We start from the raw sequence: 19124 nt of genomic DNA, 5'->3' as shown, positions 1-19124 counted from the left end.
CTTATTTTTGAAAAAAGGCTCAGATTATAAAATCCAAGCCTAACTTTTCTACTTACACACTTTACGGGATAGTGTCAGGTTTAAGTTATTTAATTTCTTTCATGAATTTTTCTAACGCTTCAAAAGAGTCTGTTTCTTTAGAAAAAGCAGGATAAATTTCAACATGCGATGCTCCGGAATCTTTCAGCCATTTTGTCCAGATGATTTTCATGATCTCAAAATCTGTTGGCTGAATGGTTGTTGAACCATTTTTATCAAGCGATCTATCTACCATTTCTAAAATTAAAATATTAATATCGTGAAGGTTATTAGACGTTTTTTTAATTAAATATTCAGGTTTTGAACTGATAAATTTTTCGAGGTCAGCGGATTTACTATTCAAAAACTCGGTTCTTATTTTTTTGATTAATTGCTGGTTTAATGTATATCCCAAATTGTTATTAGCGCTTTCTATGTAGCCGTCTGTAAAAAGGACAACAATATTCTTTATATTTTTAATTGTTTGTGCTGTGCTATCAATTTTATCGGGATTATTTATAATGGAGCTTTTGATTGTCTCATTGAAGTAATTCCAGACATCAGAACCGGAAGAATTTTGTAAAGAATAATTATAAATCTTTGAAACCCCGGATTTAAATTTAAACACATCAGATTTCAAACCTTTTCTTTTGTATTCAGAGGATGCCGATAAGTTATTTTCAAATTTTTTGAAATTAATTTCCAGATCTTTTGGATCCACTACATTCTTGTTCAGAATTCCCCGGTTAATAAAATCCAGTTTATAGACATCAAGCTGATTCATTTGTCTGTTATTTGTCTGTAATAAATGTTCAATGTTGCATATTATATTATTGATTAACAGCGTGTCGTTTACCGGTTTGGGATGGATATCTTTGTTGATTCTGTTAGATAAATCAGGCACAATTAGTACATTATAATCATGGATTTTTGTAAAAGACTTTATATCAACTTTATTTTTTTCACAAGAATTAAACAGAAGAAATGTGAGTGCTAAAATGCATAAGGTAAATTTTGTTTTCATAAAATATTTAAGTTTAATTTTGGGCGAAGTCGGTAGCGAAACTTTCATTAAAAGCAATCATATTTAGCCATTTTTCGCATTCTCTAATGGCTTCAGTTGTTTTTGCTTCAGCTTTCGGAACAGCATAAATTTCAAATAAATATTTGCTCCAACCTTCCATAAAGATGTTCACTCGGTTTTTCATTTCTGGTTTGGATATCGGAAGTCTGTCGTTATCAACCTGACTTTGATAAATATGAGCAAGATTTTCTACTTTTTCTTTAAAAGTCAGTAACATTTGCTTCAGATTATTGATCTTGGTGTTCGTCTGCATTGGTAAATCCTGAAGCTGCTTTGTAAAGTTTATTTTATTTCTTTCCGATGCGGAAATTTCACTGCGTAATCTGTTGTTTTCCTCTTTCAGGCTATTAATTTCCAGTCTGTAATCCTGCATTTCTTCTTCCAGTTTTTTAACAACGAATTCAGTTTTTTCCTGATGATGCGTTTTAGTTCTTTTATGATAGGACTGATAGAATTTTTCTGTAACAATTCCAAATAAATATACTCCTAAAGTCCCAAGAATAAAGACCATCCAAAAATTTTCCGTCTGTAAAATATCTTTAAATTCTAACTGCTTATCGGTACGGTTGGTTAAATATTCTATAAAGTTGATATTTTTTGCCACCCGATAAGCGATAAAGCAATCAACCAGAAAAATTAAAAATATGCCTCCGTAATTGTTAAACAGTCTCTTCAATGTATTACTTACGCTGCTTTCTTTATCAGATGGTTCTTCTTTATTGGGCATGATTAGTTTCATCATTCCTAGTCCTAAAGGAATACTGACGAAAAGGAACAGGAATAATATTCCGCCGGCTCCTTTGTTCCAAATTTGTGTGATGGCATCAGAATTAAAAACTTCCGGTGTTTCCGGAACTGTACCTCTGTTTAAAGCGGATAGTGTTTCATTTTTCGAAAAAATAAATATATAGGCAACAGAAGAATAAAATACGAATATATACGATAAAAGCATGATACCTATAAATCCTAAAGTAACTGTTAAAGGCCAGTTAACAGGAGGTTTTACAAAATCAACTTTCAATTCGTTTATTTTTTTCATCAGAACATCAATTTTATCCTGAATGAAAGGGATTTTGATGGAATTATTGGATTCTATAAGCTGTTTTTTATCCTCAATATTTCTCTCGGTTTCCCGAATGTTATTTTCTGTGTTTTGTATTTCAGCATCCAGATTATAATTTAGTGTGTCAATCTCATTCTGAGTTTTCATTTCTACGTTACTGATGCTGACTTTCAATTGCTCTTCAATTCTGTTTTTAAGTCTGGTTTTCTTCTCTGCAATCACTTCTATTTCGTTAATGAAATTCGAGTAAAGACTATCCATCGCTTGTGGAAGAACCTGATGATCGCCCTGATTTTCAAAAGCTCTTTGATAAGCGTTTTCTTTCAGAAGATTTTTATCGAATGAGCCGACTTCTGTCGCTATAATGCTATCCAGAACATCTTTAAAATCTTTCAGAGATTGCTCCTGAAAATTCAATGGTTTATTTGGGGTTTCAGATTTTAAAGGATTCATTACCGGAAGAAATGATGCGTTTTCTTCTCTCTCAATTTCTTCAAGACTCAGTCCGTTGTTGAGTTTTTCCACCCGATCTTTGATCTTGAAAAAACTTTCTGTAAGTTCATTTACTGTCTTAGGAAAATTCGTTACCAGTACCTGTTCATGATTATTTTTGGCATTATTTGACCAATTATAGGAACCAGAAATGGCGATAGTACGGTCTATCACACAAAATTTCAGATTCATCATTCCGTAACCAATATTCCTGATTTTCGTAAAATGTAAGCCCTGACTTACCAAAATATCAAAATCGAGTTTTTCATTATCGGGCTGATCAGAAAGAACCAGTAAAACTTTTACGTTTTGCAGAAGTTTTTCTTTAATAATTTCATACAAATCCTGATTGGTGAACCAAGCCATAGCAATCAGAATTTCGGATTTTGCATTTCTCAGCTCAGATTTTATTCTCAGTAAAATATCATCCGTATTAGAAATAGAATCTTGAATCATTGTATTCATAATTATGGTTATAAAGTTTTAAAATGGAGAAAAAATTAAACTATTATTTCTGTTTTAATTAATCAGTTTTATGACACAAATGTAAATACATGAAAAACAATTTTTTTACGGTTTTCCGTAATCCAAAATTTTTATACAAAAAAATGCCCGAATATAATATCCGGACATTTAGTTTTAGAAATATATAAGTAAGATTACTTTAACGTAAACTTCACCTTCGTTTTTATGGCATCGGAAGAATTACCGATTTGTGCTTCAAAATCTCCCGGTTCTGCAACCCAATCGTGTTTTTGGGGATCGAAGAAACTTAAAGCAGATTGATCAATGGTAAACGTTACTTCTTTTTCTTCTCCCGGATTCAGATACACTTTTTCAAAACCTTTCAATTCTTTAGCCGGTCTTTCAACAGACGATTTCAGGTCGGAAATATACAGTTGGGCAACTTCCGCTCCGGCTCTTTTCCCTGTATTTTTTACAGAAACTGTGAATGTAATTTTATCATCCTGAGACATCGTTATTTTATCAGCTTTGGCTTTTCCAAACTCAAAAGTGGTGTAGCTTAAACCATGTCCGAAACTGAATAACGGCTTGATTTTTTTCGTATCATGCCATCTGTAGCCCACAAAAATTCCTTCATTGTATGCAATATTGATCGGGTTTTTCTGATCTTTTCCTTTATCCGCTGCCAATTCCGCTTTATTTCCGGGATATTCTCCCAATTGATGCGCAGAATTATCTTCCAGTTTCACAGGAAAAGTAAAAGGCAGTTTTCCTGAAGGGTTTGCATCACCTGCTAAAACCGAAGCTATAGAATTTCCTGCCTCAGAACCCAAATACCAAGCCTGAACTACAGTCGGAACTTCTTTAATCCACGGCATTGCCACCGCATTTCCGGAAACCAGAACAACCGCAAGGTTTTTATTCGCCTTTGCCAGTGCAGCAATTACATGGTCCTGATTGTAAGGCAATCCGTAACTTTTTCTGTCGTTTCCTTCACTGTCCTGAAAATCTGCTTTGTTTAATCCTCCGACGAAAATAACGTAATCAGATTTTTTTGCCAGTTCTACAGCTTCGTTTAATAATTCAGCTTCAGAACGGTTGTCTTTTAAATCCTGTCCGGATTTTACCCCATTGTATTCTCCGCCGATGTCTCCCACATAACCTCTTGCATATTGTACGTCTGACTGTTTCCCGAATCTCGCTTTAATTCCGTCTAAAGGAAGCGTTTCGTACTTCACTTTTAATGAAGAAGAACCACCGCCAACCGTCATGATTTTGATAGCATTTTCGCCGATTACAGCAATCTTTTTAGCTTTATTCAGATCAATCGGAAGGATATTTCCCTGATTTTTCAACAATACAATTCCTTCTTCCCCGATTTCTTTTGCAATAGCTTTATGCTCCTCAGAAGCGATATTTCCGAAAGGTTTGTTTCGGTTCATTGTTGTTTTATACGCAAGATTTAAAAGCCTTGAAACCTTATCATCCAGTTCTTTGGTTCCTACTTTTCCTGATTTAATTAAATCTAAATAAGGTTTTGCCAGATAATAATTGTCGTAAGCATTTTTTGTACCTGCTGAAAGTCCGTTTGTCCAGCTTCCGAACTCAAGATCCAGTCCGTTATGGATAGCCTGTTCGGTATTGTTAACAGCACCCCAGTCGGAAACCACAACCCCTTTATATTTCCATTCACCTTTTAAAATATCATTCAGAAGATATTGGTTCTGGCTTGCATACTGACCTTTGTACATATCATAAGCTCCCATAATCGTCCAAGAATCACCTTCTGTTACAGCCGCTTTGAAAGCCGGAAGATAAATTTCGTATAAAGCTCTGTCGTCCACTTTTACATTGCTTGTATGACGGAACATTTCCTGATTGTTCAGGGCGAAATGCTTCACAGAAGTTGCCACACCATTCGATTGAACGCCTTTGATGTAAGGAACCACCATTTTTGAAGTCAGATAAGGATCTTCACCCATGTATTCGAAATTTCTTCCGTTGAGTGGAGTTCTGTAAATATTAACTCCCGGTCCCAGAAGAATATCTTTTTTTCGGTAACGGGCTTCTTCACCCAGTGCTTTACCGTAATTCCATGACATTTTTTTATTCCATGTCGCGGAAAGTGCCGTTAAAGCGGGGTAGGCGATAATAGAGTCGTTTGTCCAGCCTGCCTGATTCCATTCGTCCCACATCACTTCCGGACGAACTCCGTGAGGTCCGTCCGTCGTCCAGAATTCAGGAATTCCCAATCTCGGAACACCCGGTGAACTGAATTTTGACTGGGCATGAAGCATCGCCACTTTTTCTTCCAGAGTCATTCTGGAAAGTGCATCTTTTACCCGTAATTCCACAGGTTTGGATTCGTCTAAATAAACAGGAAGCGGTGTATTTTGAGCCATATAAGAAACAGAAATAAATGTGAATAAACTTACAATGGCGGTTTTCTTAAACATAAAAAGCCTTTTTTGATTGGAAACAAAAATAGCAAAAAATTTTATTATCTCAAATTGAGAAAATAAATTTTAAATAAATAATTTTTAATAACCCGTGATTTGAAAATAAAAAAGACATCATTTCAAAAAGCTGAAACAATGTCCAAATATATAATAATAGACTTTTTCAAAATGTCAATAGTGAATTGTCAATGGTGAATTGTCAATTGTGAATTGTCAAGGATGAATTGTCAATGATGAATTCTGCGGCATTATGAAAGAATTCACTATTAACCATTCACCATTCACCAAATCAGTTCCAGCCTTTTACAGCACCGCCTTTGAAAATTTCTTCAGCCTTCTTCACTACTTCATCAGATTCATAGGCTTTTACGAAATTTTTCACCTTTTCGGACATCTTGTTATCTTCTCTGGAAACAATTACATTTACATAAGGAGAATCTTTATCTTCTTTGAAAATTCCCTGTTTATCGGCATCCAATCCCGCCTGCGCAGCAAAATTATTGTTGATAATGGCAATCACCACTTCTTTATCATCCAAAACTCTCGGCAGTTGCGGTGCTTCAATTTCAAGGATTTTTAACTGTTTAGGATTGGCAACAATATCCGTTACTTTCGGTAAAAGTCCGATGCCGTCTTTCAGTTTCAGCAAACCGTTTTTCTGTAAAAGAAGCAAGGAACGGCCGCCATTGGTAGGATCATTCGGAATAACGATGGTACTTCCGTTCTGAAGTTCATTAATACTTTTAATTTTCTTTGAATACGCAACGATAGGGTAGACAAAAGTATTTCCTACAACCGCCAGTTTATATCCTCTCTGTTTGGACTGTTCGTTTAAATAAGGAACGTGCTGAAAAGCATTGGCATCAATATCGCCGTTATTCAGAGCCTCATTGGGAACCACATAATCGTTGAAGGAAACCAGTTCTACTTCAAGATTGTATTTTTCCTTCGCTACTTTTTTCGCCACTTCGGCAATTTCCTGTTCCGGTCCGGAAGTTATTCCCACTTTTATAAAGTTCGGATCCTCTTTTTTGGATGAATTACAGCCGGTAAATGCTAACAAACCCGCCGCTAAAAAACTTAAAATCTTTATTTTTTTCATTGTAAATTATTTTCTAAACTTGTTTAAACTAATTTCAGAATTAACCACAAAAGGCACAAAAGACAATGTTAAAGCGAATTTCATTAATAATCAAAGCGCTCAAAAGAATAAAAATCAAAGATTTTTAAAAACTATTGTGAACTTTTTCATTTATAATGATCAACTTTAAATAAAAGTTTAGTCATCTTTTGTGACTTTTGCGGTTAAATAAAAAGTTTAAACAGACTCTCTTTTAAAAAAGGGCGAAAACAAAAAGGTTAGATTTTTTAAATTCTTTAATAAATAAAATATGGCTTTTATTCCTTTTTGCTGATTTTCGCCCGATTGATGGCTGAAATTTTCAAACCACCACACTATTTCACATTCACACTTATCACATTATTTTCAAAATACTCGCACACTCTCTCTCACTCTCACTCACTCTCACTCTCTCTCACTCTCACTCACACTCTCTCACACTCTCTCACACTCAAACACTCCCACCCTCCAACACAAAAACCCTCCCACTCAAAAAACTTAACGATGATCAAATCTCTTCGCCAATCGGTCTCCTGAAAACTGAATGATAAAAACAATCGCAACCAGCAATCCTAAAACAAGATTCATAATCACGGCATCATAACCGATGTAGCCGTACTGATAACCGATCTGTCCCAATCCTCCGGCTCCGACAGCACCTCCCATCGCAGAATAACCGACAAGCGTAATTAAGGTAATAGTTGCATTATTAATTAAGGAAGGAAGTGCTTCCGGCAACAGTATTTTTCTGATGATCTGAAACGGACTTGCTCCCAAAGCTCTTGCGGTTTCAATTAAACCATAAGGAACTTCCAGTAAGCTGTTTTCTACCAGTCTTGCGATAAAAGGAGCCGCTCCGATGCTTAAAGGAACCAAAGCTGCGTTTACCCCGATTGATGTTCCCACCAGACTTCTCGTGAAAGGAATCATCCACACAATTAAAATAATGAAAGGGATGGAACGGAAAATATTTACCAGAACAGATAAAATCTTGTTATAGATTACATTTTCCAAAAGCTGTCCTTTCCGTGTTAAAAACAATAGAATTCCGACAGGCAAACCCAGAACAAATCCGAAAAACCCCGAAACAAACGTCATAAAAACCGTCTCCCAAATTCCCTTTGATAAAAGAGAAATCACTGTATCACTAAGCATATCCTCTTACCGTATTTTGAATTTTATTCTGATTGAAATAATAAATTGCCTGCTGATTTTTCTCCTTTTCTCCCTGAAGCTGAAGCAATAGTTTTCCAAAATTGGAATCGCCTAAATATTCAACATCCGCTTTCAGCAGTTTGTATGGAATTTTATATTTATCATAAACAATGGAAAGAAGTTCTTCCACCGATATTTTCTCATTAAGCTCTACTTCCACCAATGGAAATAATCCGTCTTGTGGCTCTTTCTGTAGTTTTTTATTCAGTTCCTGTGGTATCGTCATAACACTAGAGTTTAAAAATTGTTTGATGATAGGATTATCTTTGTTCGAGACAATCTCGCTTAAAGTTCCTTTAATTAATAGTTGACCTTTGTCGATTACCGCAACATGGTTGCAGACCGTTTTGATGACTTCCATTTCGTGCGTAATCAGCAAAATCGTAATTCCAAGTCTCTGATTAATATCCCTCAATAATTGCAAAATCGATTGTGTGGTTGCAGGATCGAGCGCACTCGTCGCTTCATCACAGAGCAGGAGATAAGGATCATTTGCTAAAGCCCTTGCAATGGCAACCCTCTGTTTTTGTCCTCCCGAAAGACTTTTAGGATAATCATGAGCTTTGTCTTCCAGTCCTACGATTTTCAGCAGTTCATTTACTTTTTTATTAATTTCAGTTTTGCTGACATGATCCAGCTCTAACGGAAGCGCAATATTTTCAAAAACAGTTCTCGAAGAAAGCAGGTTAAAATGCTGAAAAATCATCCCGATCTTTTTCCTTTCCTGGGCTAATTGTCTCGAATTTAATTTCGTAAAATCCTTTCCGTTAATCACAATTTTACCGCTGTCAGGTTTTTCAAGAAGGTTCACCGTTCGGATTAACGTACTTTTTCCCGCTCCCGAAAATCCGATGATTCCTACAATATCGCCCTGTTCAATCCTCAGACTTACATTATCCAGCGCCTTGAACGACTGTTTCTTCTGATGAAATGTTTTTGAAACATTCTTTATCTCTATCATTTTTTACTTAAATTTTATATTGGCTGATAAGGTCTTGCGTTTTTGTTCACGTGCCTTATCACTCTTCTTATTTTCACTTTAGACCGCTTGGAAAGCTTAAAATATTTAGTCACGTTCGTTAAAAGAACTCCGGCAAGAATAACAATTAATCCGTAAAACTGGTTGATGTTAATGGTCTGATTTGCAACGATCCAACCCGCAATTACAGTAACAATAGGATTGATGTAAGTATGCGTACTTACCAAAGCGGCAGGTTTTACAGACAAAAGCCAGATATACGAAAGGTAAGCGATAATTGATCCGAATACAATAAGGAAAAATAATCCTAACCAGGCGTTTAACGGTACTTTTATGATTGAAAAACCAGTCCATTCATTTCTGAAAAATGCAATAACCAATGAAGCAATACCCGCTGTTATAAGCTGTTGGGCAATATTCATAAAAGTTGACTGACCAGCCGGATTTTTTTTGGAGTAAAGTGATCCTAAAACCCACGCTACGGAACTTAGTCCCAGAACAACAAATGCAATTATCCTGATTGAAGCATCTGCCGTTTGTGTATGCGAACCGGAAGAACTTACACTTCCGTTGAGAAATAAAATAAGTCCTGCAAACCCGATCACCAAGCCCAAAGGAATAAACTTATCCGAGAAATAATAACTCCAGTTTTTCTTATCAATGGCGATAAACCAGAATGGTCCGGTTGCAATAGCGATGGCTGCTTCAGAAGCGGTTACATATTGTTCTCCCCACGCAACCAATCCCGTTCCTCCCGTAAGGATGAGAATTCCGGTGATGGCATTTTTTTTCCAGTTGATGGCAGAATTGGCTTTTTCACCTTTTACGAGCAGATATCCGATCATTATTATTCCTGCGCCCAAAAATCTGAGCCCCGAAAGAATAAAAGGCGGAAATCCGTTTAACCCGAAAGAAATGGCGAGGAAAGTAATTCCCCATATTACATAAATATTGGTGAAGGCTATAGGAATCAGCCATTTGTTTTTATTAGTATTCATGATATTTTTTAATGTTGTTTTTAAAATAAAAAAGGCTCTACAACGTGGTAAAGCCTTTAGAAATATGTCATATAAAAGTAAGGTTAACCACAACAGGAATGAAGCATAGGCATACAGCAATACATCATCATAAAATGATTGATATGTTTTCTTACGCTGCTGTTCTTGAATTCTGCTTTCATTGTATTATTATATCCTGATTACGGTTGCAAATATAAAACATATTTTTCTATTAGTCCACTAAAAAAGTAGACTTTTTAGCAAATAAATTGATCTCTTGTTTTTAATGTTTTGATTTTTAATGATTTAATTTTTGAAAATACTATCAATTCACCTTTAATTTCGATCAAAAAAAGCCGAATAATAGCTTTAAACCTCCTGTTGATGTTCCGAAAATCAAGCCTCCGCTGCGTGTAACACCTTCGCAAACGGAAAATTTACAGCGATACAGGCAGAAAATTTATGTTCATCACGTTAAAAAAATAATTCACGGCTTCTTTCAGTTTAATCAAAATAAAACCGATTTATTATCATACATCATGATCCGGCAAATTCAGGCTGCCTAATTTTACATCATCATTAAAAATCAAAATCATGGAAAGAACAGAAGTTGTTTTAGGAAATGTAAGAGGGGAGATTCAGCTTTTCTCAGACGAGAAAAAAGCAGGAAAAATGGACATCTCCGTCATTAAAGATAAACTAACGGTGTATCATACAGAAGTAAACGAAGAATTTGAAGGCAGAGGATTTGCAAAGATCCTGCTGGAAAAACTGGTGTCCTATGCAAGAGAAAATCAGCTCAAAATTGTTCCGCTGTGTCCTTATGTTCATGCCCAGTTCAAACGCCGTCCCGACGAATACAGCGATGTATGGTTTAAAGAAGAACTGTAAAATTTTAAAATTGTAAACCATTAACTTTTAATTGAATCAAAATGAAAGCACTGAACTTTTTGGTAATCGGAAAAAATGTCGAAATTCTTGCAACCTTACAAAGAATTATCGAAAAAAATGATGGATGGAAGGCTGAAATTCTGAGTGATGAAAGCAAGAGTCAGGATTTTATCAAAAACAATCCCGTCGATATTGTTTTGCTGAGTTCCGGTCTGGAAGAACAGTTCGAAAAACAGATCGGTGTTTTTTGCAGAAATTTTGATGAAAATATAAAAGTAATAGAACATTACGGTGGCGGAAGCGGATTGCTGTTCAACGAGGTGGAAAACAGTTTTGCAGCAGTAAAAAAGCCCGAAAACAGAGTGGTGCACAGCGCAGATTCAAGAGGGGTAACCAACGAACAGTGGCTGATCAGTAAAAAGACCTTCAGCTTCGGAGAATTTTATGATCCCGAAAAAATGCAGTTCGGCGCCTTAAGAGTGCTGAATGATGATACCGTAGCCGCAGGAAAAGGCTTTGGAACGCATCCTCACGACAATATGGAAATCATCAGCATTGCACTGGAAGGAACCCTGATCCATCATGACAATCTGGGAAACCATAACGAAATAAAAGGTGGCGAAATTCAGGTGATGAGCGCCGGAACAGGATTAATGCACAGCGAATTCAGTAAAGATGAAGGCGATTTGGTTAAATTTCTGCAAATCTGGGTCTATCCCAATAAAAGAAATGTTACGCCAAGATACGACCAGATGAAACTCGACAGAACGAAAAGCCCAAACAGATTTCATCAGATCCTTTCACCCGACCCCCAAGACGACGGCATATGGATTCATCAGGAAGCATGGTTTCATCTCGGAGATTTTGAAAATACAGCTGAAACCCAATATCAGATAAAGAAAAAACGAAACGGCATCTACGTTTTCATCATTAAAGGAAGTGCAGAAATTGAAGGACAGAAACTGGAAGAAAGAGACGGCTTCGGAATTTGGGATATTTCCAAATTAAACATAAAATCCACATCGGAAAACACAGAGATTCTTCTCATGGAAGTTCCGATGGAAGTATAGTGATATGGTGTGAATTACTTTAAAGCTCTCTTTTTTAAGGGAGCTTTTTTAATTTCCGGGAAAGTTTGTCGCGGGGGTGCAGGAAGCTTTCGAGGTTCCCAGAAAGTCTCTTGCAGGGGTGAAACATACTTTCCCGGTTACCCGAAAAGCCGTTACAGGGCTGTTTTGAATTTCTCCAAACAAAATTGCTTTTAACTCTGAATTCTTTTCCTGCACATTTGTCATCCTGAAAGGATCTAAACAAAGTATTAGAAATTCTGGAAAAAATCAAATTTAAAATTCCAACCCAAAGACAATGTAAAATTGTTCTATAAAAATAAACAAAGAAAAACGGATGCTAAAACACACGCTTCATCACAGATGAAATCTGCATAACTTTGCTTCCTCAAAATAATCACGATCATAAAAAAACTTTGCGTTTGAAAATGCCCAACTTTCCGCCACATCTGTCATCCTGAAAGGATCTAAGGAAAATATTAGAAATTATAAAAAAAACCAAGCAAGACAGATGCTAAAACACACGCTTCATCACAGATGAAATCTGCATAACTTTGCTTCCTCAAATAATCACCATCATAAAAAAAACTTTGCGTTTGAAAACGCCTAACTTTCCTCTACATTTGTCATCCTGAAAGGATCTAAACATAGTATTATAAATTCTGGAAAAAATAAAATTTAAAATTCCAACCCAAAGACAATGTAAAATTGTTCTATAAAAATAAACAAAGAAAAACAGATGCTAAAACACACGCTTCATAACAGATGAAATCTGCATAACTTTGCTTCCTCAAAATAAACACCATCATAAAAAAAACTTTGCGTTTGAAAATGTCCAGCTTTCCTCCACATTTGTCATCCTGAAAGAATCTAAACAAAGTATTAGAAATTCTGGAAAAAATAAAATTTAAAATTCCAAAGCAAAGACAATGTAAAATTGTTCTATAAAAATAAACAAAGAAAAACGGAAGCTAAAACACACGCTTCATCACAGATGAAATCTGCATAACTTTGCTTCCTCAAAATAATCACCATCATAAAAAAACTTTGCGTTTGAAAATGTCCAGCTTTCCGCCACATCTGTCATCGTGAAAAGATCTAAGCGAAGTAGTATAAATTCACACACAAATATATTCCTCCGGAATGACAATCGATGACGTATCTATTTTCAAAAATTTAATTAATACCCTTCGTTTAAAAAAGTTCAGACAATCTTATTTTCAACCAACAATCCGCAAATTAGCAAAATCCAAAAAAATTCCCGATTTTTGCCCTCTCCAAAAAATTCCGAGACATTCATGAAACTTTGTATTGCCGAAAAACCCAGTGTTGCCAGAGATATCGCCAAAGTGTTGGGCGCCACCACGCCGAAACAGGGCTATATGGAAGGAAACGGCTATTGTGTGACATGGACTTTCGGGCATCTTTGCACCCTCAAAGAACCCCACGATTACGGTCCGCAGTACAAATCGTGGAACCTGTTTCTGCTGCCCATTATTCCCAATAATTTCGGGATCAAATTAATCCCCAACAAAGGCGTTGAAAATCAGTTTAAAGTTATTGAAAGACTGGTTGAAGAATGTGATGAGGTCATCAATTGCGGGGATGCCGGTCAGGAAGGAGAACTGATCCAGAGATGGGTTTTACAGAAAGCAAAATGCAACAAACCCATTCAGCGTTTGTGGATTTCATCCCTTACCGAAGAAGCGATTAAAGAAGGTTTTGCCAATCTAAAACCTGCCGAAGATTACAAAAATCTCTATCTCGCAGGAAACGCAAGAGCGATCGGAGACTGGTTGCTGGGAATTAATGCAACGAGGCTTTTTACCAAAAAATTTGGCGGAAATAAAGCCGTTCTTTCCATCGGAAGAGTGCAGACTCCCACTTTGGCAATGCTCGTTCAGCGTCAGAAAGAAATCGATGCTTTTAACACTGAAGAATATTGGGAACTGAAAACCAAATACCGCGAAGTTATTTTTAACGCTGCCATCGACCGTCTCAAAACATTGGAACGCGCAGAAAAAGGGCTGGAATATTTAAAACAGAATCCTTTCGAAATCGTTTCTTTTGAAATTAAAGAAGGAAAAGAGAAAAATCCAAGACTCTTTGATTTGACGGCACTTCAGGTGGAAGCCAACAAAAAATACGGCTATTCTGCGGAGAATACTTTAAATTATATTCAGAGTCTTTACGAGAAAAAGCACGTCACCTATCCGCGTGTGGATACAACGTACTTGTCTGAAAGTTTATATCCGAAAGTCGAAGGAATTCTGAAGAAAATGTATTTCTATCAGGAACTTATCGCCCCTTTACTGGAAGCTCCGATCCCCAAATCGAAAGCGGTTTTTGATGATACCAAAGTAACAGATCACCACGCAATTATTCCGACGGAGGTTCCGCCTTCCCAGAATTTAAGCAGGGAAGAAAAGTTAGTTTATGATCTGGTTGCGAAACGTTTCATTGCCGTATTTTATCCCGAGTGTAAAATTTCTAATACTTTAGTAGAAGGAAAAGTAGGAACCATTCCTTTCAAAACCAGCGGAAGACAGGTGTTGGAACCGGGATGGAGAGCCGTTTACGCCAAAGAACCGAAAGAAGAACCCAACGATAAAGAAAAAGAAAAGGAAGAAGAACAAACCATTCCCGAATTTACCGTAGGAGAAACCGGACCGCATGATCCTATGATCCATCAGGGAAAAACAACCCCGCCAAAACCTTACACGGAAGCGACTTTGCTGAGAGCTATGGAAACCGCAGGAAAACAGGTGGAAGATGATGAACTGCGCGAACTCCTGAAAAACAACGGTATCGGAAGACCTTCAACCCGCGCCAATATTATCGAAACCCTTTTCAAGCGGAAATATATCGAGAAGAAAAGAAAAAATCTCATCGCCACCCAAACCGGAATTCAACTGATTGACACCATTGAAGATGAATTGCTGAAAAGTCCCGAATTAACTGGAGAATGGGAACTGAAACTCAGAAAAATTGAAAAAGGCGAATATGAAGCCAATCATTTTAAGGAAGAACTGATCCAGATGGTGACGGAGCTTACCAAAAAAGTAGTCGACGGAAAAGGGAAAGTCATTTCTTTGGAAGAAGAAAAAGTGGAGGAGGTAAAAGAAAAGAAAAAACGTGAACCTGCCGTTAAAAAAGAACTTCAGTCGTGGGAAGAAACCAAATGCCCGAAATGCAAAGAACATCATTTGATGAAAGGAAAAACCGCTGTCGGATGTTCCGATTTTAAAAACTGCGGCTTTAAAGTTTCCTTTGAGATCTTCGGAAAAAAATTGTCGGACAAACAGCTAATGGATTTGGTCTTAAAAGGAAAAACCTCAAAATTAAAAGGCTTTACCACCCATCCTGAAAGTGTGGCAGAAGGTATTTTGTCGATGGATGAGCAATTTCAGATTGTTTTAAACTAAAGATTAAACACAAATACCACAAATTTTTCACGAATACCACAACGAAACATCAATAGGAGCGGACTTTAGTCCGCTTTATCCAAAACAACGGCTTCAGCCAAAACATAATAATTCTTAACCTCTCAAATATTCTTAATGGTTAAAATATTTGTGCCATTTGTGAAATCTATTTGTGCAATTCGTGTTTAAATAACTTCAGCCAAAGCATAATAATTCTTAACCCCTTAAATATCCTTAGTTGTTAAAATATTTGTGCCATTTGTGTTTAAATAACTTCAGCCAAAACTTAATAATCCTTAACTTCTCAAATAACCTTAATGGTTCAAATATTTGCGCCATTTGTGAAATCTATACGTGCTTAAACACAAACTTCGATTTTTAATCATTTAAATAACAGCAACATAACATTTGCGAAATTTGTGAACAAATTATTCGTGCAATTCGTGTTTAAACATAAAATTTGTGAAATCTATCTGTGCCATTTGTGTTTAAATCAAAAGCAAACATAATATTTTCGCATTTGTAAAAAAAATTGTGCAACTTGTATTCAAATTATAAACCAAAAATGACACCCCATAAAAAACAGCTCATCACCGACAGCTTCAACCGCTCCGAGACATTAAAATTCTACAAAGCCGAACTTCTGGAAGTAGAAACCGACTTCATTTCCATGAAAATCCCGAAAATGGAACTCATGACAAGAAAAGCGGGAATGTTCAACGGAGCCATGATTGCTTCTTTGGTGGATGTTTCTTCCGGTTACGCTGCAGTAAGTCATTATGAAGAAGACTGCTATGTGGTAACCGTTGAGTTGAAAGTCAATTATTTAAGACCAGCCATCGGAGACGCTTTAGTTTCAAAATCCTACGTAATAAAAGGAGGTTCAAAGATCAGTGTGATCCGTACTGAAATTTATGTGGTTGATGAAAACGGAGCATCCCAAAGCCACGTTGCAACATCATTGGTCACGATGATGAAGATCAGATAATTTTTCAAACAAGTGGAATAGCTTTTGCACAGGAACATTCATCAACAACATTAAAAAATCATACTATGAACTTAATTATTCGACTTTTGGTAACGGCCATTGTTGCCTATCTTTTAACATGGATCTTACCGGGAGTACACTTTACAGGATTTGGCGGAGCGATCATTTTTGCCATCGTTTTAGGACTTTTAAATTTAATTGTAAAACCTATTCTTAATATTTTAGGGTTACCTTTAACGATTATTACATTGGGACTGTTCACCTTAGTAATCAATGCAATTATTATCCTGATCGCCGATTATTTTATAGACAGCATGATGGTAGACGGATTTTTGTGGGCGCTGATTTTCAGCATCCTGCTTTCCATTGTCAGCTCACTGGCAAACTCAATGTTTTCTGACGGAGATTAATTTAAAATTTAAAATGACATAAAAATCGCCTGTTAAAACGACAGGCGATTTTTTGTGCGTGTTTGTGTTTTAAAAATAGTTAACTTTGGCAATCTTTGAATTAAATAAAGACTTTATGATTGGATTGAATGATAAAGTCATAAAAAATGAATTAATATGAAACTTAAGTACAGTCTGCTGGCTTTGGCAGCTCCGCTCTTAATGAATGCACAACAACTAATGACGCCTGAAATTTTATGGACTTTGAAAAAAGTTGGAGTACAGGCAGTTTCTCCCGATCAGTCCTCATTAATCTACAAAATAGGACAGACCGATCTTAAAACCGAAAAAACAAAAAGCGAGAACTATTTTCTGAATGTTCTGAACAATGAGTCCGTAAAAGTTGATTTAGGCAAAAAAGCACTGATTCAGTGGGATAAAAACGGATTGTACGCGCAGGAAGGCGATAAGATTTTTCTTTCAAAAGACAACGGTAAAACATGGACGGAATTTTACAACATCGGTGAAGCAGACAATATTGTTATTTCTCCCGACGGTAAAAAAATAGCCTTCAGCAAGCAGGTTTTGGTAGAGAAAGTAATGGGAAAAGACAAATATTCCGATACTCCGAAAACCACCGCGCAGGTTTATACAGATCTGAATCACAGACACTGGGATTATTTCAATGAAGGGAAATACAATCATGTTTTCGTAGTAAATGTTTCGGATAAAGCAGATGCTGCAAAAGATTTACTGGAAGGGAAAATGTGGGATTCGCCGCAAAGACCTTTTGGCGGAGCGGAAGATTTCATCTGGAGCCCGGATTCTGCACAGCTTTTATATGTAACTAAACCGAAAAGCGGCAAAGAATACTCTACAAGCACAAACACAGATGTTTTTGCATACGATCTTGCTTCAGGAACAACAAAAAATTTAACTGAATCTAATAAAGGATACGACGTTAATCCGAAATTCAGTCCGGATGGAAAATCACTTTTGTGGCAAAGTATGGCAAGAGACGGTTATGAAGCCGATAAAAATGATGTAAAAATCATGGATTGGAAATCCGGAAAAACAACAAACCTCACCGCAGGTTGGGACGAAAGTGTTTCCGGAGATGTTTTCTGGAGCGGAGATTCCAAAATGATCTATTTCACGGCAGCTTTCAGAGGAACAAAGCAGTTATTCTCTTTAGATCCGAAAAATGCTAAAGTTCAGCAGATCACAAAAGGTGATTTTGATGTGAACGAAATTTTTGCCGATCAGAAAACTTCACTTTTGGTAGGAAGAACCGATATTAACCACGCCACAGATATTTTCTCTGTCAACCTTAAAAACGGAGAAATGAAGCAGGTTACGGAAGCCAATAAAGAAATGTATGCACAGTTGGCTCAGGGAAAATCTGAACTGAAAATGGTAAAAACTTCGGACGGAAAAGAAATGGGAGTATGGTTCCATTATCCGCCAAACTTTGACCCGAATAAAAAATATCCAACTTTAGTATATTGTCAGGGAGGTCCGCAATCTGCATTAACACAGTTCTTCAGCACAAGATGGAACTTTGCTTTAATGGCAGCCAACGGATACATCGTTGTTGCACCAAACAGAAGAGGAATGCCGGGTTGGGGAACAAAATGGAATGAAGAAATCTCAAGAGACTGGGGAGGACAACCAATGAGAGATTATTTGGCTGCAACAGATTACGCAAAAACTTTACCTTACGTTGACGGAAGCAGAGTAGCGGCTGTCGGAGCAAGTTATGGAGGATACAGCGTATTTATGTTAGCCGGAATTCACGAAAACAGATTCAAAACGTTCATTGCTCATGATGGATTATTCGATATGAAATCATGGTATTTAACAACAGAAGAACTCTGGTTTGCGAACTGGGATCTCGGTTCACCATGGGAAAAACCACAGCCAAAAGCTTATACGGAATTCAACCCCAGCAATTTTGTTGATAAATGGAATAAGCCGATCATGATCGTTCAGGGCGGAATCGACTTCAGAGTACCTTACGAACAGGGACAGGAAGCATTTCAGGCAGCAAAACTGAGAGGTTTAAAATCTAAACTGGTTTATTTCCCGAATGAAAATCACTGGGTGCTGCATCCGCAAAACGGATTGGTTTGGCAGAGAGAATTCTTCGACTGGCTAAAAGAAACTTTATAAATATAATCTTCCCTTCTGGATTCCCCTCCTTTGGAGGGGTGGCAAAAATTCATAGAATTTTTGACGGGGTGGTTTAAACAGATATAAAAATCAACAGAAAACGGGCTTTTAGTCCGTTTTTTGTTTTTCGAAAATATGCTCATTGGCTGAGTGAAACGCCAGTGTGAACAAAAAATATTCGGTTTTATTTAAACTCATTTTAAATTTAACCGCAAAAGGGACAAAAGACTATATTGTATTTATGTAAAGTATTCCAAAAGTCTGCAAAGAGAAAAAATCTTTGATTTTTTAAACTTATG

The 19124-nt window shown here is 36.6% G+C and carries 13 protein-coding genes; 6 read left to right on the top strand and 7 right to left on the bottom strand.

Features of this window, described 5'->3' with window-relative positions; translation table 11 throughout:
- Positions 1-85: 85 nt before the first annotated feature.
- From H6W52_RS08695 to H6W52_RS08665, 7 genes are all read right to left on the bottom strand, one after another.
- Positions 86-1042 carry a hypothetical protein gene (locus tag H6W52_RS08695; protein WP_116099509.1) on the bottom strand — a complete coding sequence of 319 codons (957 nt, stop codon included), beginning with the start codon at positions 1040-1042 and terminating at the stop codon, positions 86-88.
- Between the two features lie 13 nt (positions 1043-1055).
- Positions 1056-3122, bottom strand: coding sequence for a phospholipase D-like domain-containing protein (locus tag H6W52_RS08690; RefSeq protein WP_116099508.1), 2067 nt, complete (start codon positions 3120-3122; stop codon positions 1056-1058).
- Positions 3123-3316: 194 nt separating this feature from the next.
- A complete protein-coding gene (locus H6W52_RS08685) occupies positions 3317-5578 on the bottom strand; it encodes a glycoside hydrolase family 3 C-terminal domain-containing protein (protein ID WP_116099507.1) in 2262 nt (753 codons plus the stop codon).
- A gap of 292 nt (positions 5579-5870) precedes the next feature.
- Positions 5871-6683, bottom strand: coding sequence for a methionine ABC transporter substrate-binding lipoprotein MetQ (metQ, locus tag H6W52_RS08680; RefSeq protein WP_116099506.1), 813 nt, complete (start codon positions 6681-6683; stop codon positions 5871-5873).
- Between the two features lie 516 nt (positions 6684-7199).
- Positions 7200-7856: a methionine ABC transporter permease MetI gene (gene metI, locus H6W52_RS08675; RefSeq protein WP_116099505.1), complete on the bottom strand. Its 657-nt coding sequence runs from the start codon at positions 7854-7856 to the stop codon at positions 7200-7202.
- Positions 7849-8877, bottom strand: a complete 1029-nt coding sequence (locus H6W52_RS08670) for a methionine ABC transporter ATP-binding protein (protein WP_116099504.1) — start codon at positions 8875-8877, stop codon at positions 7849-7851. Before H6W52_RS08670 ends, metI begins: the two co-directional genes overlap by 8 nt.
- Before the next feature lie 14 nt (positions 8878-8891).
- Positions 8892-9893 (bottom strand): EamA family transporter, encoded by a 1002-nt coding sequence (locus H6W52_RS08665; protein ID WP_116099503.1) that lies wholly within the window; start codon positions 9891-9893, stop codon positions 8892-8894.
- Positions 9894-10487: 594 nt separating this feature from the next.
- Here H6W52_RS08665 and H6W52_RS08660 point away from each other — a divergent pair.
- From H6W52_RS08660 to H6W52_RS08635, 6 genes are all read left to right on the top strand, one after another.
- Entirely contained in the window at positions 10488-10784 is a 297-nt protein-coding gene (locus H6W52_RS08660; protein WP_087708114.1) for a GNAT family N-acetyltransferase, read from the top strand.
- Positions 10785-10825: 41 nt separating this feature from the next.
- Positions 10826-11854, top strand: a complete 1029-nt coding sequence (locus H6W52_RS08655) for a pirin family protein (RefSeq protein ID WP_116099502.1) — start codon at positions 10826-10828, stop codon at positions 11852-11854.
- A gap of 1295 nt (positions 11855-13149) precedes the next feature.
- Positions 13150-15276 (top strand): type IA DNA topoisomerase, encoded by a 2127-nt coding sequence (locus H6W52_RS08650; RefSeq protein WP_116099501.1) that lies wholly within the window; start codon positions 13150-13152, stop codon positions 15274-15276.
- 565 nt (positions 15277-15841) lie between these two features.
- Positions 15842-16264, top strand: a complete 423-nt coding sequence (locus tag H6W52_RS08645; RefSeq protein WP_116099518.1) for a PaaI family thioesterase — start codon at positions 15842-15844, stop codon at positions 16262-16264.
- Between the two features lie 65 nt (positions 16265-16329).
- On the top strand, positions 16330-16674 hold the full coding sequence (locus H6W52_RS08640; RefSeq protein ID WP_116099500.1) for a phage holin family protein: 345 nt from the start codon (positions 16330-16332) through the stop codon (positions 16672-16674).
- 156 nt (positions 16675-16830) lie between these two features.
- Positions 16831-18825 carry a S9 family peptidase gene (locus H6W52_RS08635; protein WP_116099499.1) on the top strand — a complete coding sequence of 665 codons (1995 nt, stop codon included), beginning with the start codon at positions 16831-16833 and terminating at the stop codon, positions 18823-18825.
- The last annotated feature ends 299 nt before the right edge of the window (positions 18826-19124 follow it).

The organism is Chryseobacterium sp. C2(2020) (genome assembly GCF_014218915.1).
GTDB classification, from domain to species: Bacteria; Bacteroidota; Bacteroidia; order Flavobacteriales; family Weeksellaceae; genus Chryseobacterium; species Chryseobacterium mucoviscidosis.
Note: the sequence above shows the minus strand (reverse complement) of the source record. Positions and strands in the feature narration are given on the sequence as shown.

What these genes read in the sequence shown, in the direction of transcription:
- H6W52_RS08695 (WP_116099509.1), bottom strand. Translation starts at nt 1,042, where the DNA reads ATGAAAACAAAATTTACCTTATGCATTTTAGCACTCACATTTCTTCTG.
- H6W52_RS08690 (WP_116099508.1), bottom strand. Translation starts at nt 3,122, where the DNA reads ATGAATACAATGATTCAAGATTCTATTTCTAATACGGATGATATTTTA.
- H6W52_RS08685 (WP_116099507.1), bottom strand. Translation starts at nt 5,578, where the DNA reads ATGTTTAAGAAAACCGCCATTGTAAGTTTATTCACATTTATTTCTGTT.
- metQ (WP_116099506.1), bottom strand. Translation starts at nt 6,683, where the DNA reads ATGAAAAAAATAAAGATTTTAAGTTTTTTAGCGGCGGGTTTGTTAGCA.
- metI (WP_116099505.1), bottom strand. Translation starts at nt 7,856, where the DNA reads ATGCTTAGTGATACAGTGATTTCTCTTTTATCAAAGGGAATTTGGGAG.
- H6W52_RS08670 (WP_116099504.1), bottom strand. Translation starts at nt 8,877, where the DNA reads ATGATAGAGATAAAGAATGTTTCAAAAACATTTCATCAGAAGAAACAG.
- H6W52_RS08665 (WP_116099503.1), bottom strand. Translation starts at nt 9,893, where the DNA reads ATGAATACTAATAAAAACAAATGGCTGATTCCTATAGCCTTCACCAAT.
- H6W52_RS08660 (WP_087708114.1), top strand. Translation starts at nt 10,488, where the DNA reads ATGGAAAGAACAGAAGTTGTTTTAGGAAATGTAAGAGGGGAGATTCAG.
- H6W52_RS08655 (WP_116099502.1), top strand. Translation starts at nt 10,826, where the DNA reads ATGAAAGCACTGAACTTTTTGGTAATCGGAAAAAATGTCGAAATTCTT.
- H6W52_RS08650 (WP_116099501.1), top strand. Translation starts at nt 13,150, where the DNA reads ATGAAACTTTGTATTGCCGAAAAACCCAGTGTTGCCAGAGATATCGCC.
- H6W52_RS08645 (WP_116099518.1), top strand. Translation starts at nt 15,842, where the DNA reads ATGACACCCCATAAAAAACAGCTCATCACCGACAGCTTCAACCGCTCC.
- H6W52_RS08640 (WP_116099500.1), top strand. Translation starts at nt 16,330, where the DNA reads ATGAACTTAATTATTCGACTTTTGGTAACGGCCATTGTTGCCTATCTT.
- H6W52_RS08635 (WP_116099499.1), top strand. Translation starts at nt 16,831, where the DNA reads ATGAAACTTAAGTACAGTCTGCTGGCTTTGGCAGCTCCGCTCTTAATG.